This is a genomic window from Corynebacterium sp. CCUG 69979 (assembly GCF_024454095.1).
Taxonomy (GTDB): Bacteria; Actinomycetota; Actinomycetes; order Mycobacteriales; family Mycobacteriaceae; genus Corynebacterium; species Corynebacterium genitalium.
Window position 1 is genome coordinate 24,452 of record NZ_JAGPZA010000009.1, and the last position, 25,526, is coordinate 49,977.

Here is a 25,526-nt window from a genome sequence, read left to right on the forward strand (position 1 = left end):
GTGAGCAACACTGGCCAGCCCGAAAAGACCGAGAAGTTTCAGCCGCTGAGCGCCCCGAAGGGCGTGCCGGATTACGTCCCGCCGACGTCCGCCACGTTCCATGCGGTCCGCTCCGAGTTCGTCCGCCAGGCGCAGCTGGCTGGTTACCAGCACATCGAGTTGCCGATTTTCGAGGACACCACGCTCTTCGCGCGCGGCGTCGGCGAGTCCACCGATGTGGTCTCGAAGGAGATGTACACCTTCGCCGACCGCGGTGACCGCTCTGTCACACTGCGCCCGGAGGGCACAGCTGGCGTCATGCGCGCTGTCATCGAGCACAATCTCGACCGCGGCCAGCTGCCGGTCAAGCTCAACTACTACGGCCCGTTCTTCCGCTACGAGCGCCCGCAGGCCGGCCGCTACCGCCAGCTCCAGCAGGTCGGTGTGGAAGCGATCGGTGTTGACGATCCGCTTCTCGACGTCGAAGTGATCGCCCTGGCAGACCGTTGCTACCGTGCCGTGGGCCTGACCGGTTACCGCCTCGAGCTGACCAGCCTGGGGGATAGCACCTGCCGCCCGGCTTACCGCCAGAAGCTGCAGGACTTCCTCTTGGATCTGCCGCTGGATGAGGAAACCCGTCACCGCGCCCAGATCAACCCCTTGCGTGTCCTGGACGACAAGCGCCCCGAGGTCCAGGAGATGACCGCGGACGCGCCGCTCATGCTCGACCACTTGAGCGACGAGTGTCGCGCGCACTTCGAGACGGTCACCGGCTCGCTCGACGACCTCGGCATTGCTTACACGATCAACCCGCGCATGGTCCGCGGCCTGGACTACTACACCAAGACGTGCTTCGAGTTCGTTCACGACGGCCTGGGCGCACAGTCCGGCATCGGCGGCGGCGGGCGTTACGACGGCCTGATGGCCCAAATCGGCGGCCAAGACCTTTCTGGCATTGGCTTCGGCCTCGGCGTCGATCGCACTGTGCTCGCCCTTGAAGCTGAAGGCGTGCAGATCGAGGGCGTTGACCAGCGCGTCGTCGCATACGGCGTGGGCATTGGCGAGCAGGCTCAAAAACGCATGGCATTGCTTATCGACGAACTCCGCCACAACGGCATCTCCGCCGACATGTCCTACGGTGGACGCGGTCTCAAGGGAGCCATGAAGGGTGCAGACCGTTCCGGAGCAGGAGCTGCCCTGGTCCTGGGCGAGCGCGAACTCGAAGCCGGTGAGATCACTGTCAAGAACCTCGAGGACCAAACTCAGAAGACCGTTGCCCTCGACGTTCACGAGATCATCGACGCGATCTTCATCCCCGACGATGCCAATGAACCTGGTGAGGTTTAGCCTTTCATCAACTGCGTTCACCTTGGCGTCTGTTCGGTATCATTCGAACTCTTCGAATGCCTTACGCGCACTGAGAATCGTGCTGTGGGCAACAGCGTAGTTGCCAGCTCCGCCGATCACGGCACCGAATCCAAAAGGAAGTACTTTGCCCAGTTGAATGACTCCGCGCTGGCTGAACTTGGTGACAAAATAGGGACCCAGTTTCTTATTGATGCTTCGCACCGTCTGCATGGGAATCTGCTGAACCGCCTTCTTGCCCAAATGCTGCCCAGTGGTTTCTGCTGCGCGGGTAGCCACTCCTGTAGCGCTGCCCCCTAACAAAACGGTCATGACTAGAACCCTCTGACGCTCTATGTCTTCTAGATCGAGGTCATAAAGCCTCGCGAGAGCAAGAATGTACCTCGCTGCACTCGTGATGAACCATGCCATATCCCCAGTTGCGGCCGCTAACCCTACGAACGTGCCTACTCCAGGTGCTGCGCTACTAGCTCCGGTGGCGACACCAGTGACAGTCACACTTTGCCGAAAATCGCGTTCCAGCTGGTTTGCAAGTTCTTTTGTACTCGCTGTTGGACGCTTCGTTCGCAAAGCTTCGACGCGCCGCGCGCTCAGGCTGGCTCCCTTAACGAGAGCCTCGTCCAGAGCTTTCATTAGGGGGTGAGTCCGGGCGTGTTCAACCTCTTTCGACGATTTGTCATGATCATCTTTCTGCGGATCGAATCCGGTAGCGTCTTGTAAGCCCATTGCCAGCCTCCATTGGTGTCATATGCTTGTCGGTTGGCAGGGGCCAGACCTGACTACTTTCGCTGTAAAGCTTAACCGTAGATTTCGAACCGTCGACGCAAAATTAATGACAACGTGGATTCCGCCCATTTGAACCAAGAGTCAGTGGAGTAGTTCAGCAAGCATCCACGGACCCGGCGACTTCGCATATGGCGTTGGGGTGTCCAGGACAGCAGATGGATGATCGCGTGCGTGAATGCGGGGGTAGTGGGGGTGAGTAAGCCCATAGCTGCAGAATGCCTTGGAAGTGAATCGCCGATGTTAAGGTCAACCTAAGGTTTGATGAAAACTAAACCGATGGGTTCGCCGGCTAACAGAGGAGAAGCATATGGCAACGGTGATCTACGACAAGGCCACGAGGATTTATCCGAAGGCGGTCAAACCAAGCGTCGATAAGCTCGATCTTGAAATTGCGGACGGTGAGTTTCTTGTTCTCGTTGGGCCGTCTGGCTCCGGAAAATCCACCGCGCTGCGCATGCTAGCGGGCTTGGAGGAGACGAACGAGGGGCGCATTCTGATCGGCGACCGCGATGTCACGAACGAGTCGCCAAAAGACCGCGACATCGCCATGGTCTTCCAGAACTACGCCCTGTACCCGCACATGACCGTGCGCGAGAACATGGGTTTTGCCCTGAAGATCGCGGGCATGGATAAGGGCGATATCGATCGACGCGTCGAGGAAGCCGCGAAAACGCTCGACCTGACTGAGTACCTCGACCGCAAACCGAAGGCGCTGTCCGGTGGTCAGCGTCAGCGTGTGGCCATGGGGCGCGCCATCGTACGCGAGCCGCAGGTCTTCCTCATGGATGAGCCACTGTCCAACTTGGATGCGAAGCTGCGTGTGCAGACCCGTACCCAGATTGCCAGCCTCCAGCGCCGCATGGGTGTGACCACCATTTACGTCACTCACGACCAGACCGAGGCCTTGACCATGGGCGACCGGATCGCTGTGCTCAACTTCGGTGTGCTGCAGCAGGTGGGCACCCCGCGCGAGCTGTACGAGGAGCCCGTCAACGTCTTCGTCGCCGGCTTCATCGGTTCCCCGGCGATGAACCTGTCCACGTTCAATGTTGAAGGCAATGTGGCGCGACTCGGCGATGCATCCATCCCGCTCGCATCTGAGCACGTTCAGGCTCTCACGCCGGAGGACAACAACCAGATCATCATCGGGTTCCGCCCGGAGGCTCTGACCGTTGTTTCGGAGACCACTGAGCACACTGTGCCCGTTGAGGTCGATTTCATCGAGGAACTCGGCTCCGATTCCTTCATCTACGGTCACCTGGTCGGCGGCGAGTGGCGCGAAGAGGGCGTGGACGATTCCGCGGCAGGCCAGATTGTGGTGCGCGTGGCACCGATGTCCGGGATCAAAGACGGTGACATCATCCACGTCACCGTCAATGAGGGCGGCTTGCACGTGTTCTCCAAGGCCACCGGGAAAAGGATCTAGAACAAGCCGCGCTTTCCGCGCGGGGTGAAGTGACCATGTCAGAGAAAATGAGCATTCAGTCGCCGGCCTATGCTAAGGTGCTGCTTCGTCTGCCATGGTCCACCCCGCTGGAGAACTGGCCTTCTGAGCTGCTCGCTGCGCACCCGCGGGGCATCTCGCGGCATACGGTTCGACTGATTTCTGCCGGGGGAGCGGCTCTGGCCATCAAAGAGATCGGCGAGTCGGTGGCGTACCACGAGTACCGCACGCTCAAAAAGCTCCGTACCCTCGACATTCCGTGTGTGACCCCGGTCGCTGTCGTGGCTAACCGCACCAGCGCGTCAGGGGAAGAGCAACTCACACCGTGCCTGGTCACAGAGCACCTGGAATTCTCGTTGCCGTACCGCGACGTGTTCAGCCGGGCACTAGGCCCAGAGACGGTGAGCAAGCTGATTCGCGCACTCGCGGTGCTGCTCGTTCGCCTTCACCTGCTGAACTTCTATTGGGGCGACGTGTCGTTGTCGAACACCTTGTTCCGCCGCGACGCAGACGAGTTCTCCGCGTACCTGGTTGACGCTGAGACTGGTGAGTTTCACGAGCCGCTCTCGCGCGGCCGCAGGCTTTACGACGTCGAGCTCGCCCGGGTCAACATCATCGGCGAACTCATGGACCTTCAAGCAGGTGGATACATCGACGCCGCTGTGGATGTCATCGCCCTCGGCAATGCCGTCGACGCGATCTACCACGAACTGTGGGGCCTCATGACGGAGGAGCTGGTTGTCGAAGGTGACGCGTTCGCTCAGATTGCTGAGCACGTGGAGAAGATTCACGCCCTCGGCTTCGACATCGGTGAGACCGAGATCAGCCATGAGAGTAGGACCGGTGCTGACAACGAGACCGTCGATGTCTACCGTGTGAGCATCGAGCCGGCAGTGTTCTCCACTGGTTTCCATCGCCGCAAGCTCAAACAACTCACTGGGTTGGACGTCCAGGACAGGCAAGCGCAGCGGTTGCTGGGTGAGATGGAGGTCTACCGGGCGCTCCACCACGACGGTGCACTGTCCCAAGAGGAAGTCGCGCTCGACTGGTTGGTGAACCGGTACGATCCGATCGTCGCGCTCACGCCGCCCGCATTGCGCGCGAAGCTTGAGCCCGTCCAAGTCTTCCACGAAATTCTGGACCACCGCTGGTTCGTCTCCGAAAACGAGTCGCGCTACGTTCCCCTCGACGAAGCAGCCCAATCCTACTTCCGCACCATCCTGCCCGCCCGGCCCGATGAGGCGCGCATTTACACTGCTGAAACCCAAGATCTTGAAACGACGATCGATGATGAGTGAGGTACATTCCATGCAATCGACCACCCGCGTACTGGCGGCTGTTGCTGCCGTCGGGTTGAGCGCGTCGCTGCTCACTGCCTGCGGGCAAAACAACGGCCCGAACGTGTATTACCTGAACTTCAAACCGGAGCAGGCCGAGGCATTCGAGAAGATCGCCGAGGAATACACCGCAGAGACCGGAGTGCCGGTCAAAGTAGTCACCGCTGCCTCCGGTTCCTACATGCAGACGCTCAAGGCCGAGATGGCCAAGTCCAACGCGCCGACGCTGTTCCAGATCAACGGCCAAGAAGGCTACGGCATCTGGAAGGATTATCTGGCTGACATGTCCGACTTCGAGATTGCCACGTCGCTGCAGGATGACGCGCAGCCCATCACTGATCCGGACGGCAAGATCGTGGGCGTTCCCTTCGCGATGGAGGGCTTCGGCATTCTCTACAACGAAGAGATCATGGAAGCCTACTTCGCGCTTCCTGATGCGAAGGTCACCTCGATGGAGGAGCTCAATTCCTTCGACGACTTGAAGGTCGTGGCGGAAGACATGCAGGCGCGCAAAGACGAGCTGGGCATCGAGGGCGTGTTCGCGGCGACCTCGCTCGGAGCCGGCGAAGAGTGGCGGTGGACGAACCACCTCATGAACGGCCCGCTGCACTACGAGATTGAAGACCGCGGTGTCCAAGACTTCTCTGATCTGCGGGAGCTTGAGTTCACCTACGGCGAGAATTACCACAACCTGCTCGACTTGTACTTGGAAAACTCCACCGTCAACCCCAGCTTGGCGCCTGCCCGCGCGGTGTCCGATGCGATGGCGGAATTCGCCACTGGCAAGGCCGCGATGGTCCAGAACGGCAACTGGGCCTGGGGCCAGATTTCCGGGGAGGGCGGCAACACCGTCAAAGAGGACAAGATCAAGTTCATGCCCATGTACATGGGGCTGCCGAACGAGGAAGAAGTCGGACTCAACGTGGGCACTGAGAACTTCCTGTCAGTCAACAACAAGGCCAGCGAAGAAGACCAGCAGGCCACGCAAGACTTCCTTGACTGGCTCTTCCTGTCCGAACGCGGCAAGGAGCTCGTCATCAACGAGTTGGGCTTCATCGCCCCGTTTGAGAACTACGGCATCGACGACGTTCCAGAAGATCCGCTTGCACGCCAAGTGCAGGAAGCGCTTAACGACGACTCCGTCGAGGCCCTCCCGTGGGACTTCCAGTACTCACCGAACCAGCAGTTCCGCGACCTGTACGGCCAGAACCTTGCGCAGTACGCCAACGGAAACATGTCGTGGGAGGACCTCGTGCGCAAGCTCAAAGAGGACTGGACGTACGAGATGGACAACCAGATCGCCTTGATGGATTAGGCGGACCGGGAGCAACCAAGGGACCACACCATGCAAGAGACACTGAAGAAATATTTCCCCATCTTCGTGCTGCCGACACTGATCGCATTCGGCATCGCGTTCTTCGTGCCGTTCCTCGTCGGTACGGCGCTATCATTCACTGACTTCACCACTATTACCGATGCCACCTGGGTCGGCCTGGACAACTATGCGCGCGTTTTCTCCGAGCGTGAAGGGTTCGTTTCAGCGCTGCTCTTCACCATCCTGGTGGCGGTGGTGTCCATCATCACCGTCAACGTCATCGCCTTCGCAATCGCGTGGACGCTGACGCGGAAACTGCGCGGCACCAACTTCTTCCGCACGGTGTTCTTCATGCCGAACCTGATCGGCGGCATCGTGCTCGGTTACACCTGGCAGTCGATGATCAACGCTGTGCTGGCGAACTACGAGACCACGATCGCCGCAGACTGGCGCTTCGGATACGCCGGCCTGATCATGCTGATGAACTGGCAGCTCATCGGGTACATGATGATCATCTACATCGCCGGGCTCCAGAACGTCCCGCCGGAACTCATCGAGGCCGCTGAGATCGACGGTGTGTCCAAATGGGAAGAGCTGCGTCACGTGACCATTCCGCTGATGATGCCGTCAATCACCATCTGCTTGTTCCTGACGCTGTCGAACACGTTCAAGGTCTACGACCAGAACTTGGCGCTTACCGACGGCGCACCCGGAGGCGAGACCGAAATGGTCGCCCTCAACATTGTCAAGACCATGTTCAACCGCGTGGGCGCCGAAGGCGTGGGGCAGGCGAAGGCAGTCATCTTCGTCGTCGTAGTCGTCGCCATCGCAATGTTCCAGCTGCGCGCCACCCGCAGCCGGGAAGTGGAGGCTTAAATCATGACTACCAGCATCAACGCAACCGATAAAGCTGTCGAAGGAGAGACTGAAGCAGCCGGGATGAAGACGCCGTCGAAAAGCAACAAACGCGCCGCTGCCGACGAATCCACAGTGTCCGGCGGTGCGAAGGTCCTCATTTATGCAGTGCTGATCTTCCTGACCGTTGTGTTCCTCGGGCCGATCTTCTTCATCCTGTTGAACTCGTTCAAAGACCGTTTCGCCATTTCCACCAACCCGTTCGCGCTGCCGGTGGGTGAGCTGTGGGCTGGGCTGACCAACTACGTCACTGGTGTGCAGGGCGAAGGGTTTGGATGGGCGATCGTGTGGTCGTTCGTGATCACGATTAGCTCTGTCGTGGTGATCGTGTTCTTCTCCGCGATGACCGCCTACTACATCACCCGTGTGAAGACGTGGTGGACCAACGGCCTGTACTACGCCTTCGTGTTCTCGATGGTCATCCCGTTCCAGATGGTCATGTTCCCGACTGTCGTCATCGCCGACCGGCTCGGCTTGGCCAACCCGCTGGGCATGGTCGTGCTCTACCTCGGCTTCGGTGCCGGATTGTCCGTGTTCATGTTCTCCGGATTCGTGAAGTCCATTCCGCTCGAGATTGAGGAGGCCGCCTACATCGATGGGTGCTCGCCGCTGGCGACGTTCTTCCGCGTTGTCCTTCCGATGCTCAAGCCCACGGCCATCACCGTGGCCATCCTCAACGCCATGTGGATCTGGAACGACTACCTCCTGCCGTACCTGGTCATCGGCCTGTCCACCCCGTACCGCACCATCCCGGTTGTCATCCAGCAGTTCATCGGATCCCAGGGCGACCGCGACCTCGGTGCGATGATGGCCATGCTGGTGCTGGCCATCACCCCGATCATCATCTTCTACGTCGCCGCACAGAAGCACATCATCGAAGGCGTCGCCGCAGGTGCTGTGAAGGGCTAGCTGCGAGAGCACATGCAGATCTTCCACCCCGACTCGAAGTTCATGGCGGCGTTCACGCTGCTCGCGGACATCGTGATCCTCAACATGCTGTTGGTGGTCACATCCTTACCGGTGGTGACCGGGGGTGCCGCGTGGCGCGCCGCGAACGCCGTGGTCGGGGACATGGTGCAGGGGCGGGGATCCCGTTATGGGCTCATGTTCATCCGGCACCTCACCGTGCGGTGGAAGAGCGTATCCCTCTACTGGATCCTGCTGCTTCTGGCGGGTGCGCTGCTGGTTTACCAGCAATTCGTGGTGTTCCAAGCTGGTATCGACGGTGCTGCACTCACCGTCATTCAAGGGCTTGCTCTCTCCGGGGCGATCATGATCGCCGGCATCACGGTGTGGTTCTTTGCCCTCGCCTCATTGCCTGCGGAGGAGGACCGGGATGGTTTCGTGGAACTGGCTACAGCTGCGATTCAGAACACGTTCCGGTTCCTCGGCCGCACAGTCATCGCTGTCCTTGTCGTGGCAGGAGCAGCGCTTGTCGCGATCAAACTGCCGGTTGCCCTATCAGTGCCACTGGCGTTCTTCTTCATTCCCGCCGTTGCGCTGTACCTCGTGCGACTCGTGCTGGCGCGCCCGCTCGGGCAGGAGCTCGCTGATTAAACCCGGGGGCCGGGGTGGCGGGCGCGAGCGCGTTCGGGGAGCCGCATTTTCGTGCCGTCCACGCGTCAAGTAACTCCTGTCCCACAAGTAACGACTGAACTGGGCGTTTACGGAGCCAATTTCAACGGCACGAAACTCACAAAACCTTTATATGTTCACGGCGGGGCGGGATGAACCGAGAGCGTTCGTTCCGGGGGCTGCGGTGAGGGGCCGGGGGCTAAGCGGCGTCGAAAAGCGCGGGCAAATTGGAGGCAGTAACCACGCACAGCGGCTGCTGGTTCGGGTTCCCGTGCTCGGTGATGATGACCAAGCGGGGGAGTGTGCGCTCGTTGCCGGGCGAGGTGAGCGCGTGAATGACCTCGACTGCAGTGGCAGTGCGCGGCATGAAGATCGCGTGGTCTTTGGGCTCATTGTGGGAGAGGATCTCTCCGACGGGCTTGGCGCTAATGGTGTCGTCTTCAGCCAGGTCCTCAGCGAGCCAGCGAGCGATGGTGTTTGTGGTGAGGACACCAATGCACTGGCGGTCGTCGTAAACGGGGAACTGGGAGATACCGGTGTCACGGATGACGCGCAGGGGCTCGTGAATGTCGTCATCGGGTGAGAACGTGATCACGTCCTGGTGGCCGAGGACGTCGATGGCCAGCGGGGGATCGAGAAGCTGGTCGCGGATCCGCTCGATCTCCGCGACCGTCTCCGCCAGCGGCTCGGCGATGGGGCGGAAGTCCTGCCACTCACCATGGCTAATGGCGTTGCGGAGGCTGGCGAACTCTTTCAGGTCGTTGGCCTGGGCGGGGGTGACAATGTTCTTCTTCTCCGCCTTGGAGACCATCCAGTTGAAGCTGTCCGACTTCTTCGCGTCCAAAGCGGTGCGGAGAAAGCTCTCAATGTCGTTGAAGGCGGCCATGAAGGGGACGGCACGGTTGGTGGGTTCGCTCATAACTACTCAGTGAAAGGGGTCTACTTGTAGGCGCCGCGGTTTAGGGTGTCGCACTGGGACATGGAGCCGGAGTTGTAGCCGGCGAGGAAGAGCTGCTGGCGCTGCTCGGATGAACCGTGGGTCCACGCGTCAGGGTTGACCTCGCGGCCCGACTGCTCCTGGATGTGGTCGTCGCCGATCGCGCGGGCGGTCTGGACTGCTTGCTTGACCTGCTCTTCAGTGATCGGTTCCAGCATGGCGTCCTCGCCCTTGTCGGCGCGGGATGCCCACACACCGGCGTAGCAGTCGGCTTGCAGCTCAATGGCGACCGCAGCAGAGTCTTCGCCTGGGTTGTTGTAGTCACTCAGGCCCAGGGTGCCTTCGAGGTTCTGAAGGTGGTGGCCCCACTCGTGGGCGACGACGTACATCTGTGACAGAGAGCCGTCAGAACCGCCCATGCGCTCGAGCTGGTTGTAAAAGCTCACGTCAATATAGATCGTCTTGTCCCGCGGGCAGTAGAACGGGCCGGTGTCAGCGCTGGCGAAACCGCAGCCGGTCTGTACGTCGCCTTCAAACATGCGCATGTTCGGCATCGAGTAGTCGATGCCCGCCTGCTCCGGCAGGACCCCGCCCCAAATGTTGTTCAAAGAATCTGCGGTGGCAGCAGCGCGGCACTCCGGAATCTCGTTGACGGCACCTTCGCGCTGGCACTGGGCCAGATCGAAGCCGTCGCCACCCTGCTCGCTGTGCTGGCCCTGGCCTTGCGGGGCGGGCGATGTACCGCCGCCACCGCCCCCGCCGCCCAGCAAGAGGAACAAAGCGACGAGGACCAGGGTGCCCAGACCTCCGCCGCCAACCATGATGGGCATACCGCCACCGCCGCGGCGGCCGCTGCCGCCGGAGGTGCTTACACCTTGACCCGTCGGGGTCACACCGCTCTTGAACGTCATACGTGAATTGTGCCACAGCATCGCGCCACTGCTGCCGTGAACTGCCACAGCACCGGGTCATAGTCGACGCGAACCGTGGAGAACAGCCGTTCGTGGGAGTGGTCGGGCCATTGGGTAGACTCGCGGGAGTTAAACGCAATCGTTCAAGCTCGAAACGTGGAAGGACGTGGAGTACACCGTGCTGCGCACTCACCTTGCGGGAGATCTCCGTAAAGACATGGACGGCCAGACCGTCACCCTCACCGGCTGGGTTGGTCGTCGCCGTGACCACGGCGGCGTGATCTTCATTGATTTGCGTGACCGTTCCGGTTACGCGCAGGTGGTCTTCCGTGAGTCTGATGTCGCTGAGGCCGCTCACGACCTGCGCAGCGAGTTCTGTGTCAAGGTCACCGGTGTGGTGGAACCGCGTCCGGAGGGCTCTGCAAACCCGAACCTGGCCTCTGGGGAGATCGAGGTCAACGCCACCGAGCTTGAGGTGCTGTCCAAGTCTGCGGCCTTGCCGTTCCAGGTCGAAGACTTCTCTTCCGGCGAGGTCGGCGAGGAAACCCGCCTGCGCTACCGCTACCTGGATCTGCGCCGTGAGCGCCAGGCCGAAGCCCTGCGTTTGCGCTCGAAGGCCAACAAGGCTGCCCGCGACGTGCTGAGCAAGCACGAGTTCGTGGAAATCGAAACCCCGACGCTGACGCGTTCCACCCCGGAAGGTGCCCGTGACTTCCTCGTCCCGGCCCGTCTGCGCCCGGGTTCCTGGTACGCGCTGCCGCAGTCGCCGCAGCTGTTCAAGCAGCTGCTCATGGTGGCCGGCATGGAGCGCTACTTCCAAATCGCGCGCTGCTACCGCGACGAGGACTTCCGCGCCGACCGCCAGCCGGAATTCACCCAGCTGGATATTGAGGCCAGCTTTGTCGACCAGGACGACATTATTGAGCTCGCCGAGGAAATCGTGGTGGAGCTGTGGAAGCTCATCGGCTACGAGATCCCCACACCGATTCCGCGCATGACCTACAAGGAAGCGATGGAGAAGTACGGCTCCGACAAGCCGGACCTGCGCTTCGACATCGAGCTGGTGGAGTGCACCGACTTCTTCAAGGACACCACCTTCCGCGTCTTCCAGAACGAGTACGTCGGCGCCGTCGTCATGGAGGGCGGTGCCTCCCAGCCGCGCCGCCAGCTCGACGCTTGGCAGGAATGGGCAAAGCAACGCGGCGCCAAGGGCCTGGCGTACATCCTCATCGGGGAGGACGGCGAGCTGTCTGGTCCCGTGGCAAAGAACATCACCGACGCTGAGCGCGAAGGCATTGCCGCGCACGTGGGCGCGAAGCCGGGCGACTGCATCTTCTTCGCCGCCGGCGACACGAAATCTTCGCGTGCGCTTCTCGGTGCCGCACGCGGTGAGATCGCCAACAAGCTCGGGCTTATCGACGATGACGCGTGGGCCTTCACCTGGGTCGTCGACGCCCCGATGTTCGAGCCCGCAGCGGACGCCACGGCATCCGGCGACGTCGCATTGGGCAACTCCCAGTGGACGGCCGTGCACCACGCCTTCACCTCGCCGAAGCCGGAGTACCTGGACAGCTTTGACAAGGAGCCGGGTGAGGCTCTGGCCTACGCCTACGACATTGTCTGCAACGGTAACGAGATCGGCGGCGGCTCGATCCGTATCCACAACCAGGATGTGCAAAAGCGCGTCTTCGACGTCATGGGCATTGGTGATGAGGAAGCGCAGGAGAAGTTCGGCTTCCTGCTCGACGCTTTCTCCTTCGGAGCCCCGCCCCACGGCGGCATCGCCTTCGGCTGGGACCGCATTGTCTCCCTGCTGGGCGGCTTCGACTCCATCCGCGACGTCATCGCTTTCCCGAAGTCCGGCGGCGGCGTCGACCCGCTGACGGACGCTCCGGGACCGATTCCGGCTGCACAGCGCAAGGAGACCGGAGTTGACTTCAAGCCGGAGAAGAAGCCGAATGAGGCTGCTGCGGGCGCGGACAACGAGGTGAAACTCGGCGACGAAGCGTCCCTCAATGAAGCAGGCACGCCCGGCCAGTAGCGAGGGCACACGCCATGTTGGACCAGCAGCAGATCATTGCCGTCGCCGAAGCGGTGCTCACGCAGCGTTACGGCGGGCAACAGCACCTGACTGAACCGGAGGAACTCTCTGGCGCCAGTGGCACGGTGGTGCTGCGACTGCGTGTGGCCAACAACCCCTTCCTGTCGTACCGCTCCGTCGTGGTCAAGTACTCGCCACAGACCGATGATCCGATCGATGACGCTGCTTTTCTGCGGGAAGTGGTGGCGTACCAGTTCACAACGTCGTTAAGCGAAGAAGCGCGTCCGGGGCCCGTGATGCTGGGCTACGACCTTGAGCAGCACGCGATCATTCTCACCGACTCTGGCGACGGCGACACGCTGGCTACCTTGCTGGAAAACTCGGACGAAGAGCAGCGCATTCGGCTGTTGCGCAACCTTGGCACGTCGCTGGGCAAGATGCACGCTGGCACGGCAGGCGCGGAGCTGAGCTTCAACACTCTGCTGGCCCGGATGGTACGCGCGAGGGACGGTGCCCGAGAGATTCAGGCGATGCGCGAATCGATGCTGGAAAACCGCATCCTCGACGGCTTGGAGATCGTCCGCCGCGCTGGGATTGATGTGCCCGCGGACGTCGCCGACATTGCCGGCACGGTGCAGGTGCACATGCTGCACGGCGAATCGCGCGCGTTCACGCCGTTCGATCTCTCGCCGGACAACATCATTTTCGCCGACCGCACCCAGTTCCTCGACTATGAGTGGGCCGGGTTCCGTGACGTCATCTTCGACGTAGCTGGTGTCATCGCGGGCTTCCCGCAGTACATTTCCGCCCGCCCGATCAGCGAGGCGGAGACGAAGGTGTTCCTGGAGGCGTGGATTGCCGAGGTCGCCGGCGTGTGGCCGGCCTTGCAGAACACTGAAACACTGCACTCCCGCATTACAGCTGCGCTGGTTGGCTGGGCGTTCTTCAGTGTCTCGCTGCTGTACCTGGACGGCGAAGAGCCGCGCGGAACGACGCGTTACGGCGGCGGCTGGATCATGGCGGACAACGGCAACTACGAGCTCGTCCAGGATCCCGAGGCGCTGGAAGAAGACGTGGAGCGTGGCGCGAGTGTGTTGCGTTCCCCAGCCCACACCGACTTCACCGCGGTGGAGAAAGCGATCCGCCGCGACATCGGCGATGCTTTCTCTGCGTTGGCGTGGTACGCCGCAGCCGGCGACACACCGCGCAACGCCGTCATCGCTGATTTCGCCTCTCACGTCGCGGAGCGGTTGAAGTGACGCAGGGAGGGCTGTTCTCCGACCTCTCTGACGCCGCGGCGTCCGCAGGGGAGCGCGGCACTGCGTTCTTCGAGGCTGGGGCGTCTGCGCCGCTGGCAGCACGCATGCGCCCGCGCACGCTCGATGAGCTCGTCGGACAGGACCACTTGCTCGGTGAAGGCCGCCCGCTGCGCCGTCTCGTCGAGGGATCGGGTGAAGCGTCCGTGATTCTCTACGGACCGCCCGGCACGGGCAAGACTACGATCGCCTCCCTCATCGCGGCGGCGATGGGGCAGAACTTTGTCGGTTTGTCGGCGCTGTCGTCGGGTGTCAAGCAGGTGCGCGAGGTGCTGGACGGCGCTCGGCGCAATCTCGCCCGCGGCCAGCGCACAGTACTGTTCATTGACGAGGTCCACCGTTTCTCCAAAACACAGCAGGACGCGCTGTTGGCCGCGGTGGAAAACCGCACGGTGCTGCTTGTCGCGGCGACCACGGAGAACCCCTCATTCAGTGTGGTGGCGCCATTGCTATCGCGGTCGCTGTTGCTGCGGCTTGAGTCGCTTTCCGACGCTGATATTGCCTCCGTCGTCGACCGCGCCGTGTCCTCGGAACGAGGCCTGAATGGCTCGGTGACCTTAGAACCGGAGGCGCGGGAGCAGCTGGTGACGCTCGCCGGCGGTGACGCCCGCCGCGCGCTGACGTACCTTGAGGCGGCCGCAGAAGGGGCCGATGGGACGATCACCGCTGATGTGGTTTCCCGCAGCGTCGACCGCGCTGTGGTGCGCTACGACCGTGATGGCGATCAGCATTACGACGTCATCTCAGCCTTCATCAAGTCCATCCGTGGTTCCGATGTCGATGCGGCCTTGCACTACCTCGCCCGGATGATTGAGGCAGGGGAGGACCCGCGGTTCATTGCCCGCCGGCTGGTCATTCACGCCTCCGAGGACATTGGCATGGCCGACCCGTCCGCGCTGCAAGCAGCCACCGCTGCGGCCGAGGCGGTGCAGTTCATCGGCATGCCGGAGGGCCGGCTCCCGCTGGCGCAGGCCACGATTCATCTCGCGACAGCGCCGAAGTCGCCGTCGGTCATCAAAGCGATTGACGCCGCGCTTGCTGACGTCCGCGCTGGCAAATCCGGGACCGTCCCACCCCACCTGCGCGACGGCCATTATGAGGGGGCTAAAAAGATCGGGAACGCGGTGGGGTATGTGTATCCGCACGACGATCCACGCGGTGTGGTCAAGCAGCGCTACATTCCAGAGGGGCTGGATGAAGCGCGCTACTACGAGCCCACCGGGCACGGCGCCGAAAAGCGCATCCAGGACTACGCCGAGCGACTGCGAGGAATGGTCCGCGGGTAAAGTAGCTGGACGAGAAAAGTCCAACGACCCGCAAAGGACACGTCTGTGCAGACCCACGAAATCAGGGACCGCTTCACCCAGCACTTCGTCGACGCCGGCCACATCCCGGTGCCCAGTGCCTCGCTGATCCTCGACGACCCCACCCTGCTGTTCGTCAACGCAGGCATGGTGCCGTTCAAGCCGTACTTCCTCGGCCAGCAGACCCCGCCGTTCGACAGCGGCACGGCCACGTCCATCCAGAAATGCGTGCGCACTCTGGACATTGAGGAAGTGGGCATCACCACCCGCCACAACACGTTTTTCCAGATGGCGGGCAACTTCTCCTTCGGTCAGTACTTCAAAGAGGGAGCGATTGAGCTGGCGTGGTCGCTGCTGACCAATAGCCAGGCCGACGGTGGCTTCGGCCTGGACCCCGAGCGCCTGTGGGTGACGGTGTACACCGAGGACGATGAGGCTGCTGAGATCTGGGAGAACAAGATCGGCGTGCCGGCAGAGCGCATTCAGCGGATGGGCATGGAGGACAACTTCTGGTCCATGGGCGTGCCTGGCCCGTGCGGCCCGAGCTCCGAGATCTACTACGACCGCGGGCCCGAGCACGGCAAGGAAGGCGGTCCGATCGCTGACGACAACCGCTACATGGAGATCTGGAACCTGGTCTTCATGGAGTCCATCCGCGGCGAGGGCGACAAGAAGGGCGGCTTCGAGATTCTCGGTGAGCTGCCGAACAAGAACATCGATACCGGCCTGGGCATTGAGCGTCTCGCCTGCATCCTGCAGGGTGTGGACAACGTCTACGAGACTGACTTGCTGCACCCGGTCATTGAGGCGACGGAGAAGCTCACGGGCACCACGTACGGTGCGGGGGGTAAAGAAGGGGAGCTTTCCGACGTCCGCTTCCGCGTCATCGCCGATCATTCCCGCACCGCAATGATGATCATCCTTGACGGTGTCACGCCGTCGAACGAGGGGCGCGGCTACATCTTGCGCCGCTTGTTGCGCCGCATTGTCCGCTCGGCGCGCCTGCTCGGTGCGCAGGGCACCACCATCGAGACGTTCATGAACACGATCATGGACACGATGGCCCCGTCTTTCCCGGAGATTGAGCAGAACCGCGAGCGCATCCTGCGCGTGGCCGTCAACGAGGAAAAGGCCTTCCTGAAGACGCTGGAGTCCGGTACCCACCGTTTCGACGAAGCCGCGGCGACCGTCAAGGGTTCCGGCCAAACCGTTTTGCCGGGTGGGCAAGCGTTTGAGCTGCACGATACCTACGGCTTCCCGATTGACCTCACCCTTGAGATGGCCGCCGAAGCTGGCCTCGAGGTGGACATGGCTGCGTTCGATGCTGCGATGAAGGAGCAGCGCGACCGCGCCAAGGCTGATAGCAAGGCTAAGAAGACGGGAAATATCGACGAGTCGCTGTACCGCGAATGGGTCGACGCGCACCCCACCGAGTTCGTTGGCTTCGACACTCTTGACCATGACTCGAAGGTCATCGGGCTGGTCCGCGGCGGTGAGAAGGTCGGTGAGGTCGGCCAGGGTGATGAGGTCGAGGTCATCCTGGACATCACCCCGATGTATGCCGAGGGCGGCGGCCAGCTGGCTGACCGCGGCCGCATTGTCGTGGGCGACACCGTCCTGTCCGTGCACGACGTGCAGAAGGTGGGCAACAAGAAGCTCTGGGTCCACAAGGCGACCGTGGAAAACGGCGGGCTCGACCTGGGTCAAACAGTGCGCACGGAGGTGAACCCGACGTGGCGCCACGGCGCCCGTCAGGCGCACACCGCCACCCACCTCATCCACGCCGCGCTGCGCCAGGTGCTCGGCCCGACCGCTGTCCAGGCTGGGTCGATGAATAAGCCGGGCTACCTGCGCTTCGACTTCAACTACACCGATCAACTCACTCCGGCGCAGCTCGACGAGATCGCAGTCATTGCCAACCAGGCGGTGGACGCTGATTTCGCTGTCAACACGTTTGAGACATCGCTTGAGCGTGCGAAAGAGATGGGTGCGATGGCGCTGTTCGGTGAGAACTACGGTGATGAGGTCCGCGTCGTGGAGATCGGCGGCCCGTTCTCCATCGAGTTGTGCGGCGGCACCCACGTGGAGCACTCGTCCCAGATCGGCCCGGTGGCTGTGCTGGGCGAATCTTCCGTCGGTTCCGGTGCGCGCCGTATTGAGGCCTACTCGGGCATGGACTCTTTCGCCTACTTCTCCAAGGAAGCAGCGCTCGCTAGCGGCCTGGCAGAGGAGCTGAAGACCCCGACCGACCAGCTTCCAGAGCGCATCGCTCAGCTCACGGAGCGGCTGCGCGCAGCGGAGAAGGAGATCGAGAACCTGCGCAAGAAGGAACTGGCGAACCAGACCGGCGAACTGGTCAAGCAGGCAGAGACAATCGGGGATATCAAGTTCCTCACAGTGAAGCTTCCCGACGGTCTCACTGGCGGCGATATGCGCACCATGGCCACCGACCTGCGCGGCCGCTTGGGCAGCGATCCGGCTGTCATCGTGCTGGCATCTAGCACCGACGGCAAGGTGCCGTTCGCGGTGGCGGCCACGCAAGGTGCCGTCGATAAGGGCATCAAGGCTGGTCAGTATGTTGGCATGTTCGGTGGCTACGTCGGCGGCAAGGGCGGCGGAAAGCCGGACCTGGCGCAGGGGTCAGGTTCCGACGCCTCCGGAATCGAGGCTGGGTTCACGGCCCTGCGTGAAGAAATCGGAAAAGTATAAGCTAGGGTGCTGTTAGGTCACAGATCGATCACGACACTGACAACATAGGGAAGACACTGCGCTCTCCGTAGTTTCCATAGCAATATTGAGGTCCACGACATGAAGATCCAGCCGGATACCCCCGGGGTCGACGATCCCGGTCCGGGGCGCCGCATCGGCATTGATGTGGGCACTGTTCGGATCGGTGTGGCTTCTTCTGACCGGGATGGTCTGTTGGCCACCCCGGTGGAGACTGTGGAGCGCATGACCGGTTTCAAAGACCGCGATGGTGCGGACATTGACCGCTTACTCGACATCATTAGCGAATATGACGCTGTAGAGGTCGTCGTCGGATTGCCGCGCGATCTGAAGGGAAACGGTTCCGCAAGCGTCAAGCACGCCAAGGAGATCGCTTTCCGGATTGGTCGCCGCAACCCGGACGTTCCTGTCCGCTTCGCAGATGAGCGGCTCACCACCGTCGAGGCGACCAACGCGTTGCGCTCGTCTGGGGTGAACGCCCGCGACGGCCGTGCTGTGATTGATCAAGCAGCCGCTGTGGCTATTCTCCAATCGTGGCTCGATGGCCGCGCTAATCAGCTCAACCTCAAGGAGACGACAACGTGAGCTCGGCTAGGACTTCCCAAGGGCGCACCCGCGGCATCGCGGTTCTGGTGGCGTCGATTCTGCTCATCATCGGAGCGATCGTCTACATCGCCGTTGCACGCTCGATGTCTAACGGCGGCGACTTCCAAGGTGCCGGCAACGGTGTGGAGAAGGTCGTCGAGATCCCCGAGGGCACGACGCTAAGCCAAATGGGACCAGCGCTGCAAGAGGAGGGCGTGGTCCGCTCTGACCAGTCTTTCCAAGCTGCGGCAATGTCGACCCCGGACGCCGACAGCATCCAGCCCGGTTTCTACCGTCTGCAGGAGAAGATGAGTGCTGAGGCTGCTGTCGCAGCACTGCTCGACCCCGCCAACAAGATCGACTTGCTGAAGATCCCGGGTGGTTCGACGCTGATGGATGTCCGCGTTGTCGGTGGAGACACGCGCTTTGGTATTTACTCCAACATCTCCACAGTCACCTGCGGCCCAGACGGCGATGCCGAGGGCTGCGTGAGCGCTGAGCAGCTTCATGACGTCGCTGCAAACGCCGACCCTGCCTCCCTCGGCGTGCCTGAGTGGGCGATCCAGCCAGTCGAGGCACGCAAGGGCGACCCGAAGCGTCTCGAGGGCCTTATCGCTCCGGGCGAGTACATCGTCGACCCGAGCGCTGACGCCCAAACGATTCTCACTGATCTGGTCACCCGCTCGGCCGACAAGTACAACAGCACCGACATTGTCGGCCGTGCCCAGGCGATCGGCCTGAGCCCGTACGACCTGCTCGTCGCTGCCTCCCTCGTGGAGCGCGAGGCGCCGGCAGGGGAGTTCGACAAGGTTGCCCGTGTCATCCTCAACCGTCTCGACGAGCCGATGCGCCTCGAGTTCGACTCCACCGTCAACTACGACCTCGAGTCCGTGGAGCTGGCCACCGGCGACTCTGACCGCCAGAGGCAAACGCCGTGGAACACCTACGCTAAGGACGGTCTGCCGGAGACACCGATTGCCTCTCCGTCGGATGAAGCAATCCACGCGATGGAGCACCCGGCTGACGGCGAGTGGCTGTTCTTCGTCACGATCGACCACGACGGCACCACGATCTTCACCAACACCTTCGAGGAGCACCAAGCTGAAGTCCAGAAGGCCTACGACTCCGGCATCCTCGACTCCCAGCGCTAGACCATGAGCACTGCGATCACGGGCGGTAGCGAGGCCACGAGCAAGGCCGCCGTTTTGGGCAGCCCGATTGAGCATTCGCTCTCGCCGGTGCTTCACGGCGCGGGATACGACGCCGCGGAACTCACGGGCTGGTCTTACGAACGCATCGAGTGCACCGCTGAGCAACTGCCGGGCATCGTCGGGGGAGCAGACAGTTCCTACCGCGGATTCTCCGTGACCATGCCGGGCAAGTTCGCCGCACTCGAGTTCGCCGACGAGGCGACGGAGCGCGCGCGGGCGATCGGTTCCGCGAACACGCTCGTCCGCCTGGACGACGGTCGCTGGCGCGCCGACAACACTGACTGTGAGGGCATCGACGGAGCGCTCGACCAGCTCATCGGGCAGGCGCGCATCGGACACGCCATTGTCATCGGGGGTGGCGGGACCGCGCGGCCGGCGTTGTGGGCGTTGGCGCACCGCGGCGTCGATAAGCTCACCGTGCTCAACCGCACAAACCGCAGCGAAGAATTGCTGCCGCTGCTGCGGGAGACCGGTGCCAGCGCGGAGGCGGAGTTCCTGGACTTTGAGCGCGACCTCGAGCCGATTTCGCTCAGCGCAGACCTGAGTGTGTCTACGGTTCCGGCTCACGTGATCGAACCGCGGGTCAAAGAGCTCGGCCACGCACCGGTACTCGATGTCATCTACGACCCGTGGCCCACACCGTTGGCCACGGAGGCGGCGTCGAACGGCCACCTCACCGTCGGTGGACTGACGATGCTCGCCTGCCAGTCGTATTCGCAGTTCGAGCAGTTCACCGGCATCCCCGCCCCGCGCGCGGACATGCACGAAGCTCTCATGCGCCACGTCGGGTGGATCTCACCAACCGGGGTCAAACGTCTCGGCGGTTAGTTTCATGGTGGCGGGGGGAATTGTTGCGGGGGGCTGGTCAATTGCGCTCGCGCTTTACGACGTCTCACAGCGCCGCCTCCCAGACTTTCTCACCCTTCCAGCAGCCGCGCTGGCCTTGATCTTCTGCGTGTTCTACCCGCAAGGGTTGTGGGGGCTTGTGTGGCCGGCGCTGTACCTTCTCCTTGCCGTACGCGGCAGCTCTGACCGAAGCACTGATGCCGGCATCGGCGGCGGAGACATCAAGCTCGCGGTGCCCCTGGGGGTCGCCCTCGCCGGGGTGGGAGGTGCCCTCGCGGTGCTCGCCGCCATGCTGCTGGCAAGTGCGCTGACTATCGTGTTCTTGCTGATCAAGCGTCTGCCCGACACGGCGCACGGGCCGTCCATGCTGGCGGCCGCGTGGATAGTGGGGCTTGCATGCACGAGCACTTGGTCTTTATGAGACAATGCCTCCATGCTTCGTTGGACTACTGCAGGTGAATCCCACGGTCAGGCTCTGATCGCGATGATCGAGAATATGCCGGCCGGGGTGCCCGTCTCAAAAGAAGAGATCGGTTACCAGCTAGCCCGCCGCAGGCTCGGATACGGCCGCGGCGCACGCATGAAATTCGAGCAGGATGAACTGACCCTTCTCACCGGCATCATTCACGGCAAGACGATTGGCAGCCCGATCGCCGTCATGATTGGTAACACCGAGTGGCCAAAGTGGACGACGATCATGTCGGCCGAAGCACTCGACATGCAAGATCCGGAGATGCAGAAAGCCATGAACTCCGGCCGGGGCGCGGCGCTGACCCGCCCACGCCCGGGCCACGCGGACTTCTCCGGCATGGTCAAGTACGGTTTCGACGCGGTTCGGCCGGTGTTGGAGCGCTCGTCGGCACGCGAAACGGCCTCGCGCGTGGCAGCTGCCGCGATCGCGCGCTCGTTCTTGCGGGAGGTGCTTGGCGTCGAGGTTTTCTCGCACGTCATCTCCATTGGCCAGTCGCAGCCGTACGACGGCCCGCTGCCCAACTTCGACGACCTGGAGCGGATCGACGCTTCCCCCGTCCGCGCCGCGGGTGAGGCTGCCGAGGAGTCCATGATCGCGCAGATTGAAGCCGCGAAGAAGGACGGCGACACTCTTGGCGGCATCGTCGAGGTCATCGTCGACGGCCTCCCGATCGGCCTGGGCTCGCACGTCTCAGGCGATACTCGCCTGGACGCGCAGCTCGCAGCAGCGCTGATGAGCATTCAGGCGATCAAGGGCGTCGAGGTCGGAGACGGTTTTGAGGAAGCCCGCCGCCGCGGCTCGGAAGCGCACGACGAGATGGTGCGCGACGTGCAGGGCGTGCACCGCACGACGAACCGTGCCGGCGGCCTGGAAGGCGGCATGACCAATGGCGAGGCGCTGCGCGTGCGCGCCGCAATGAAGCCGATCTCCACGGTGCCGCGCGCACTGAAGACGCTCGACATGGTCTCCGGCGATGAAGCCACTGCGATCCACCAGCGTTCTGATGTGTGCGCGGTGCCCGCTGCGGGCGTTGTCGCAGAAGCCATGGTCGCGCTCGTGCTCGCCCGCGCCACGCTGGAGAAGTTCGGCGGTGACAGTGTCGAAGAAACCAAGCGCAATGTCGAGGCCTACAAGCAGTACGTCTCGGAACGTCTCGCCTTCGGGGACGGTGAGAACAACAATGACTGATCCGACCGCTGATTCCCAGCGCCCGGCAAAGTTCCCCGCCACCGCTGGCACACCCACGCCCGGAAACATGCCGATGAGCAACACCTCATCCGACCCGGCGGACATGAGCACGATGGATGAGCCCGTGGTGCATGCCTCTCCGCGCGTGGTCCTGGTCGGCCCGCCCGGAGCAGGCAAGTCGACAATTGGCCGGCGTCTGGCGCGCGCTATGAATCTGCCGCTGGTGGATTCTGATGAGCTCATTGCCAAAGGCGAAGGCAAGCCCACCGGCGAGGTGTTCTCAGACCTGGGGGAGGAGCGCTTCCGTGAAGTGGAAGCCGAGTACGTCGCGCGCTCTCTCGCCTCGGGCGGCGTGGTCAGCTTGGGCGGCGGTGCCGTGCTCACAGAGTCCACTCGCAGGTTGCTTGCAGCCCACAATGTGGTGTGGATCGACGTGTCTGTGGAGGAGGGCGTGCGGCGCACGGCCGGTAACGACTCCCGCCCGGTCCTCAAAGCAGACGACCCCGAGGCGCAGTACCGCGCTCTATTAGAAGCCCGCGAACCGTACTACCGCGAAGTAGCTATGCACCGCGTGCGCACCGACTCGCGCCCGCCGCAGCGCCTCGTGGCCGAAATCCTCGCGCTCATCGAATCGCGCTAACAACCCCCCCCGCTAGGAGCACCCCCATGGCTGTCATCGACGTCACCGGCCCCAACCCGTACCAGGTCCACATTGGCCGTGGGGTGAACGAGCAGATCGCCCAGCGTGCGCAGGAGACCGACGCACGACAGGTGATGATCGTGCACCAAACGCCGCTGGCGGATACAGCCGAACAGCTGCGCACCCTGATCGAGGCCGCAGGCCTGAACGTCACACTCGCACCGATCCCGGATGCGGAAGACGGCAAGACCCTGCGCGTCGCAGGGGAGCTGTGGGACACGCTCGGCGCGCAGAACTTCTCACGCCAGGACATTGTCATCGGCCTTGGTGGCGGGGCGACAACAGACCTCGCTGGCTTTGTCGCTGCGGCGTGGATGCGTGGCATCAAGGTCATTCAGGTGCCTACGACGCTGCTGGCCATGGTCGACGCTGCCGTGGGCGGCAAGACCGGTATTAACACCGACGCCGGTAAGAACTTAGTCGGCGCGTTCCACGAGCCGGACTCCGTGTACATCGACCTAGACCGCCTGGACACCCTCGCGCATGAGGAGTTCGTCGCCGGCTCCGCAGAGATCATCAAGACCGGTTTCATCGCCGACCCGGTCATCCTGGACATCTATGAAGAAGCGGCGCAGAGCCCGGAGGGCGACGTTCCGAAGGACCGCATCGCCGAGCTGATCGAGCGTTCCGTCGCCGTCAAGGCCCGCGTTGTCGGCGAAGACCTCAAGGAATCCCACCTGCGAGAGATCCTCAATTACGGCCACACGCTGGGCCACGCCGTCGAAAAGCGCGAAGATTACCGCTGGCGCCACGGCAACGCTGTCGCTGTCGGCATGATCTTCGTTGCAGCGCTGGCGCGCAACCGTGGGCTCATCGACCAGGAGGTCGTTGACCGCCACCGCAGGATCTGCGCATCGGTCGGTTTGCCCACCACGTACGATCAGGATGCCTTCGAGGAACTATATGAAGGCATGACGCACGACAAGAAGAACCGCGACGGCCGCATCCGCTTCGTCGTGCTCGAAGGTATTGGCGCCACGACGCGCCTAGAAGATGCGACCATGGAGGAGCTGCACGCAGCCTATAGTGAGTTGGCATGAAGGTACTCGTGCTCAACGGCCCCAATCTCAACCGTCTTGGCAAGCGGCAGCCCGAGATTTACGGCTCCATGACGCTCGCCGATATCGAGGAGCGACTGAAAACGCGCGCGGGCGATCGTGCCGAGATTTACTTCCGGCAGTCGAATCATGAGGGCGTGCTTATCGACGCGATTCATAACGCCGCCGACAACGACTGGCCCGTCATCATCAACCCGGGCGGGTACACCCACACGTCCGTGGCTCTGCGCGACGCGCTCGTGGAACTGCAGAACGGACCCGGCTTCATCGAGGTGCACATCTCGAATGTGCACGCGCGCGAGCCGTTTAGGCAGCATTCCTTCCTCTCGCCAATCGCGACCGGAGTCATCGCTGGCCTGGGGGCTGACGGTTACGAGCTGGCGTTGGAATACTTCCTGAGGAGGGCATGATGGGTTTTGCCGATTCCCGTTTCCTGACCCGCCGCCGCAAACTCTCGGCGGAACTGGCAGGTCAGCGCATTGACTCGTTCCTGCTGACGCACCCGATCAACGTGCGGTACTTCTCCGGCTTCACCGGCTCCAACGGTGCGCTGCTGGTGAACAAGGACCTCTCCGCCAAGATCGCCACCGATGGCCGTTACACCATGCAGATCGCGGCCGAAGTTCCGGACATTGAGGCAGAGATCGTCTCCACGCCGGCGGAAACTCTGATCGCCGGTGTGGCTGACGGCTGGCGCGTGGGCTTCGATGCCGCGCACATGAGCGTCGACGGGTTGAACCGCCTGCAGAAGGTCTGCCCGGAGGGCGTGACACTCGTCCCGGTCACCGGAGTCATCGAAGACATTCGCTTGATCAAAGACGGTTTTGAGATCCGACGATTGACGGAAGCCGCCGACATTGCGGTGGGCGCGCTCACGGCGCTTATCGACGCTGGCGAGCTTCGCGCCGGCCGCACCGAACGCGAGATCGCTGCCGACCTCGAATACCGCATGCGCCTCGGCGGGGCAGAACGGCCCAGCTTCGACACGATTGTCGCCTCCGGCCCGAACTCCGCCTTGCCGCACTACAGTGCCGGCGACCGGGTGCTCGAGGACGGCGACCTGGTCACTATCGATTTCGGCGCGCACTACCGCGGTTTCAATTCCGACATGACGCGCACGTTCTGCATCGGCCACGCCACAGACTTCGCCCGCGAAATTTATGGGGTCGTGCTTGACGCGCAGATGGCCGGGGTGAAGGCAGCGACGCCGGGGAGGGGACTGGCTGACGTCGATAAGCACTGCCGCGACATCATCACCGACGCCAGCTATGGCGACTATTTCGTGCACTCCACGGGCCACGGCATTGGCCTGGATGTCCACGAGGCACCCTACGCGCGAGCCAAGGGTACTGGCACTTTAGTGGAGAACATGACGCTCACGATCGAACCCGGCATTTACGTGCCGGATAGGGGCGGCGTGCGCATCGAAGACACCGTGGTGATCACCTCTGGCGCGCCGCGGATCATTACCGAGTTCCCCAAGGAACTCACAGTCATTTAGTATCTATCCTTGT

General features: G+C 62.6%; 23 protein-coding genes. 20 read left to right on the forward strand and 3 right to left on the reverse strand.

Going from position 1 to position 25,526, the window contains the following annotated elements:
- Positions 1-1,326 carry a histidine--tRNA ligase gene (gene hisS / locus KBX18_RS06565; RefSeq protein ID WP_255995315.1) on the forward strand — a complete coding sequence of 442 codons (1,326 nt, stop codon included), beginning with the start codon at positions 1-3 and terminating at the stop codon, positions 1,324-1,326.
- Positions 1,327-1,365: 39 nt separating this feature from the next.
- Here hisS and KBX18_RS06570 read toward each other — a convergent pair whose 3' ends face one another.
- Positions 1,366-2,070 carry a hypothetical protein gene (locus KBX18_RS06570; RefSeq protein WP_255995316.1) on the reverse strand — a complete coding sequence of 235 codons (705 nt, stop codon included), beginning with the start codon at positions 2,068-2,070 and terminating at the stop codon, positions 1,366-1,368.
- 367 nt (positions 2,071-2,437) lie between these two features.
- Here KBX18_RS06570 and KBX18_RS06575 point away from each other — a divergent pair, with 367 nt between their 5' ends.
- From KBX18_RS06575 to KBX18_RS06600, 6 genes are all read left to right on the forward strand, one after another.
- Positions 2,438-3,556: an ABC transporter ATP-binding protein gene (locus KBX18_RS06575; RefSeq protein WP_255995317.1), complete on the forward strand. Its 1,119-nt coding sequence runs from the start codon at positions 2,438-2,440 to the stop codon at positions 3,554-3,556.
- Positions 3,557-3,591: 35 nt separating this feature from the next.
- Positions 3,592-4,872: a DUF4032 domain-containing protein gene (locus tag KBX18_RS06580; RefSeq protein WP_255995318.1), complete on the forward strand. Its 1,281-nt coding sequence runs from the start codon at positions 3,592-3,594 to the stop codon at positions 4,870-4,872.
- 10 nt (positions 4,873-4,882) lie between these two features.
- Positions 4,883-6,226 carry an ABC transporter substrate-binding protein gene (locus KBX18_RS06585; protein WP_040423673.1) on the forward strand — a complete coding sequence of 448 codons (1,344 nt, stop codon included), beginning with the start codon at positions 4,883-4,885 and terminating at the stop codon, positions 6,224-6,226.
- A 30-nt stretch (positions 6,227-6,256) separates the two neighbouring features.
- The gene (locus tag KBX18_RS06590) at positions 6,257-7,102 is read left to right on the forward strand and encodes a carbohydrate ABC transporter permease (protein WP_005289948.1); all 846 of its coding nucleotides are present in this window, start codon (positions 6,257-6,259) and stop codon (positions 7,100-7,102) included.
- 63 nt (positions 7,103-7,165) lie between these two features.
- Positions 7,166-8,050, forward strand: coding sequence for a carbohydrate ABC transporter permease (locus tag KBX18_RS06595; RefSeq protein ID WP_040424420.1), 885 nt, complete (start codon positions 7,166-7,168; stop codon positions 8,048-8,050).
- Positions 8,051-8,062: 12 nt separating this feature from the next.
- A complete protein-coding gene (locus tag KBX18_RS06600; RefSeq protein WP_005289951.1) occupies positions 8,063-8,698 on the forward strand; it encodes a DUF624 domain-containing protein in 636 nt (211 codons plus the stop codon).
- 217 nt (positions 8,699-8,915) lie between these two features.
- On the opposite strand, the gene KBX18_RS06605 is transcribed toward KBX18_RS06600, so the two are convergent.
- Both KBX18_RS06605 and KBX18_RS06610 read right to left on the reverse strand, forming a co-directional pair.
- Complete coding sequence (locus KBX18_RS06605; protein ID WP_255995319.1) at positions 8,916-9,635, reverse strand: CBS domain-containing protein; 720 nt, start codon at positions 9,633-9,635, stop codon at positions 8,916-8,918.
- Positions 9,636-9,655: 20 nt separating this feature from the next.
- Complete coding sequence (locus KBX18_RS06610) at positions 9,656-10,564, reverse strand: neutral zinc metallopeptidase (protein ID WP_040423675.1); 909 nt, start codon at positions 10,562-10,564, stop codon at positions 9,656-9,658.
- Positions 10,565-10,742: 178 nt separating this feature from the next.
- Between KBX18_RS06610 and aspS the strand changes: the two genes are divergently transcribed.
- From aspS to KBX18_RS06675, 13 genes are all read left to right on the forward strand, one after another.
- The gene (gene aspS, locus KBX18_RS06615) at positions 10,743-12,605 is read left to right on the forward strand and encodes an aspartate--tRNA ligase (protein WP_040424421.1); all 1,863 of its coding nucleotides are present in this window, start codon (positions 10,743-10,745) and stop codon (positions 12,603-12,605) included.
- A 14-nt stretch (positions 12,606-12,619) separates the two neighbouring features.
- Positions 12,620-13,864, forward strand: coding sequence for a phosphotransferase (locus KBX18_RS06620; protein ID WP_005289961.1), 1,245 nt, complete (start codon positions 12,620-12,622; stop codon positions 13,862-13,864).
- Positions 13,861-15,207: a replication-associated recombination protein A gene (locus KBX18_RS06625; protein WP_005289962.1), complete on the forward strand. Its 1,347-nt coding sequence runs from the start codon at positions 13,861-13,863 to the stop codon at positions 15,205-15,207. Before KBX18_RS06620 ends, KBX18_RS06625 begins: the two co-directional genes overlap by 4 nt.
- 45 nt (positions 15,208-15,252) lie before the next feature.
- Positions 15,253-17,934: an alanine--tRNA ligase gene (gene alaS, locus KBX18_RS06630; RefSeq protein WP_255995320.1), complete on the forward strand. Its 2,682-nt coding sequence runs from the start codon at positions 15,253-15,255 to the stop codon at positions 17,932-17,934.
- A gap of 99 nt (positions 17,935-18,033) precedes the next feature.
- Positions 18,034-18,537, forward strand: coding sequence for a Holliday junction resolvase RuvX (gene ruvX, locus KBX18_RS06635; RefSeq protein ID WP_255995321.1), 504 nt, complete (start codon positions 18,034-18,036; stop codon positions 18,535-18,537).
- The gene (mltG, locus tag KBX18_RS06640; protein ID WP_255995322.1) at positions 18,534-19,688 is read left to right on the forward strand and encodes an endolytic transglycosylase MltG; all 1,155 of its coding nucleotides are present in this window, start codon (positions 18,534-18,536) and stop codon (positions 19,686-19,688) included. Before ruvX ends, mltG begins: the two co-directional genes overlap by 4 nt.
- 3 nt (positions 19,689-19,691) lie before the next feature.
- On the forward strand, positions 19,692-20,576 hold the full coding sequence (locus KBX18_RS06645; RefSeq protein WP_255995323.1) for a shikimate dehydrogenase: 885 nt from the start codon (positions 19,692-19,694) through the stop codon (positions 20,574-20,576).
- Between the two features lie 4 nt (positions 20,577-20,580).
- The gene (locus tag KBX18_RS06650) at positions 20,581-21,015 is read left to right on the forward strand and encodes a prepilin peptidase (RefSeq protein ID WP_255995324.1); all 435 of its coding nucleotides are present in this window, start codon (positions 20,581-20,583) and stop codon (positions 21,013-21,015) included.
- Positions 21,016-21,027: 12 nt separating this feature from the next.
- On the forward strand, positions 21,028-22,254 hold the full coding sequence (aroC, locus tag KBX18_RS06655) for a chorismate synthase (RefSeq protein WP_255995325.1): 1,227 nt from the start codon (positions 21,028-21,030) through the stop codon (positions 22,252-22,254).
- Between the two features lie 103 nt (positions 22,255-22,357).
- Positions 22,358-22,894, forward strand: coding sequence for a shikimate kinase (locus tag KBX18_RS06660; RefSeq protein WP_255995365.1), 537 nt, complete (start codon positions 22,358-22,360; stop codon positions 22,892-22,894).
- Positions 22,895-22,920: 26 nt separating this feature from the next.
- Positions 22,921-23,994 carry a 3-dehydroquinate synthase gene (gene aroB / locus KBX18_RS06665; protein ID WP_255995326.1) on the forward strand — a complete coding sequence of 358 codons (1,074 nt, stop codon included), beginning with the start codon at positions 22,921-22,923 and terminating at the stop codon, positions 23,992-23,994.
- Positions 23,991-24,422: a type II 3-dehydroquinate dehydratase gene (aroQ, locus tag KBX18_RS06670; RefSeq protein WP_255995327.1), complete on the forward strand. Its 432-nt coding sequence runs from the start codon at positions 23,991-23,993 to the stop codon at positions 24,420-24,422. The genes aroB and aroQ overlap by 4 nt, the downstream gene beginning before the upstream one ends.
- Positions 24,422-25,513 carry a Xaa-Pro peptidase family protein gene (locus KBX18_RS06675; RefSeq protein ID WP_255995366.1) on the forward strand — a complete coding sequence of 364 codons (1,092 nt, stop codon included), beginning with the start codon at positions 24,422-24,424 and terminating at the stop codon, positions 25,511-25,513. The genes aroQ and KBX18_RS06675 overlap by 1 nt, the downstream gene beginning before the upstream one ends.
- The last annotated feature ends 13 nt before the right edge of the window (positions 25,514-25,526 follow it).

Coding starts and splice junctions, on each gene's coding strand:
- KBX18_RS06600 (WP_005289951.1), top strand. CDS start 8,063: ATGCAGATCTTCCACCCCGACTCGAAGTTCATGGCGGCGTTCACGCTG.
- KBX18_RS06610 (WP_040423675.1), bottom strand. CDS start 10,564: ATGACGTTCAAGAGCGGTGTGACCCCGACGGGTCAAGGTGTAAGCACC.
- KBX18_RS06675 (WP_255995366.1), top strand. CDS start 24,422: ATGGGTTTTGCCGATTCCCGTTTCCTGACCCGCCGCCGCAAACTCTCG.
- KBX18_RS06580 (WP_255995318.1), top strand. CDS start 3,592: ATGTCAGAGAAAATGAGCATTCAGTCGCCGGCCTATGCTAAGGTGCTG.
- KBX18_RS06590 (WP_005289948.1), top strand. CDS start 6,257: ATGCAAGAGACACTGAAGAAATATTTCCCCATCTTCGTGCTGCCGACA.
- KBX18_RS06660 (WP_255995365.1), top strand. CDS start 22,358: ATGAGCACGATGGATGAGCCCGTGGTGCATGCCTCTCCGCGCGTGGTC.
- KBX18_RS06650 (WP_255995324.1), top strand. CDS start 20,581: ATGGTGGCGGGGGGAATTGTTGCGGGGGGCTGGTCAATTGCGCTCGCG.
- ruvX (WP_255995321.1), top strand. CDS start 18,034: ATGAAGATCCAGCCGGATACCCCCGGGGTCGACGATCCCGGTCCGGGG.
- aroC (WP_255995325.1), top strand. CDS start 21,028: ATGCTTCGTTGGACTACTGCAGGTGAATCCCACGGTCAGGCTCTGATC.
- KBX18_RS06575 (WP_255995317.1), top strand. CDS start 2,438: ATGGCAACGGTGATCTACGACAAGGCCACGAGGATTTATCCGAAGGCG.
- KBX18_RS06605 (WP_255995319.1), bottom strand. CDS start 9,635: ATGAGCGAACCCACCAACCGTGCCGTCCCCTTCATGGCCGCCTTCAAC.
- aroB (WP_255995326.1), top strand. CDS start 22,921: ATGGCTGTCATCGACGTCACCGGCCCCAACCCGTACCAGGTCCACATT.
- KBX18_RS06585 (WP_040423673.1), top strand. CDS start 4,883: ATGCAATCGACCACCCGCGTACTGGCGGCTGTTGCTGCCGTCGGGTTG.
- KBX18_RS06570 (WP_255995316.1), bottom strand. CDS start 2,070: ATGGGCTTACAAGACGCTACCGGATTCGATCCGCAGAAAGATGATCAT.
- KBX18_RS06620 (WP_005289961.1), top strand. CDS start 12,620: ATGTTGGACCAGCAGCAGATCATTGCCGTCGCCGAAGCGGTGCTCACG.
- KBX18_RS06645 (WP_255995323.1), top strand. CDS start 19,692: ATGAGCACTGCGATCACGGGCGGTAGCGAGGCCACGAGCAAGGCCGCC.
- KBX18_RS06595 (WP_040424420.1), top strand. CDS start 7,166: ATGAAGACGCCGTCGAAAAGCAACAAACGCGCCGCTGCCGACGAATCC.
- aroQ (WP_255995327.1), top strand. CDS start 23,991: ATGAAGGTACTCGTGCTCAACGGCCCCAATCTCAACCGTCTTGGCAAG.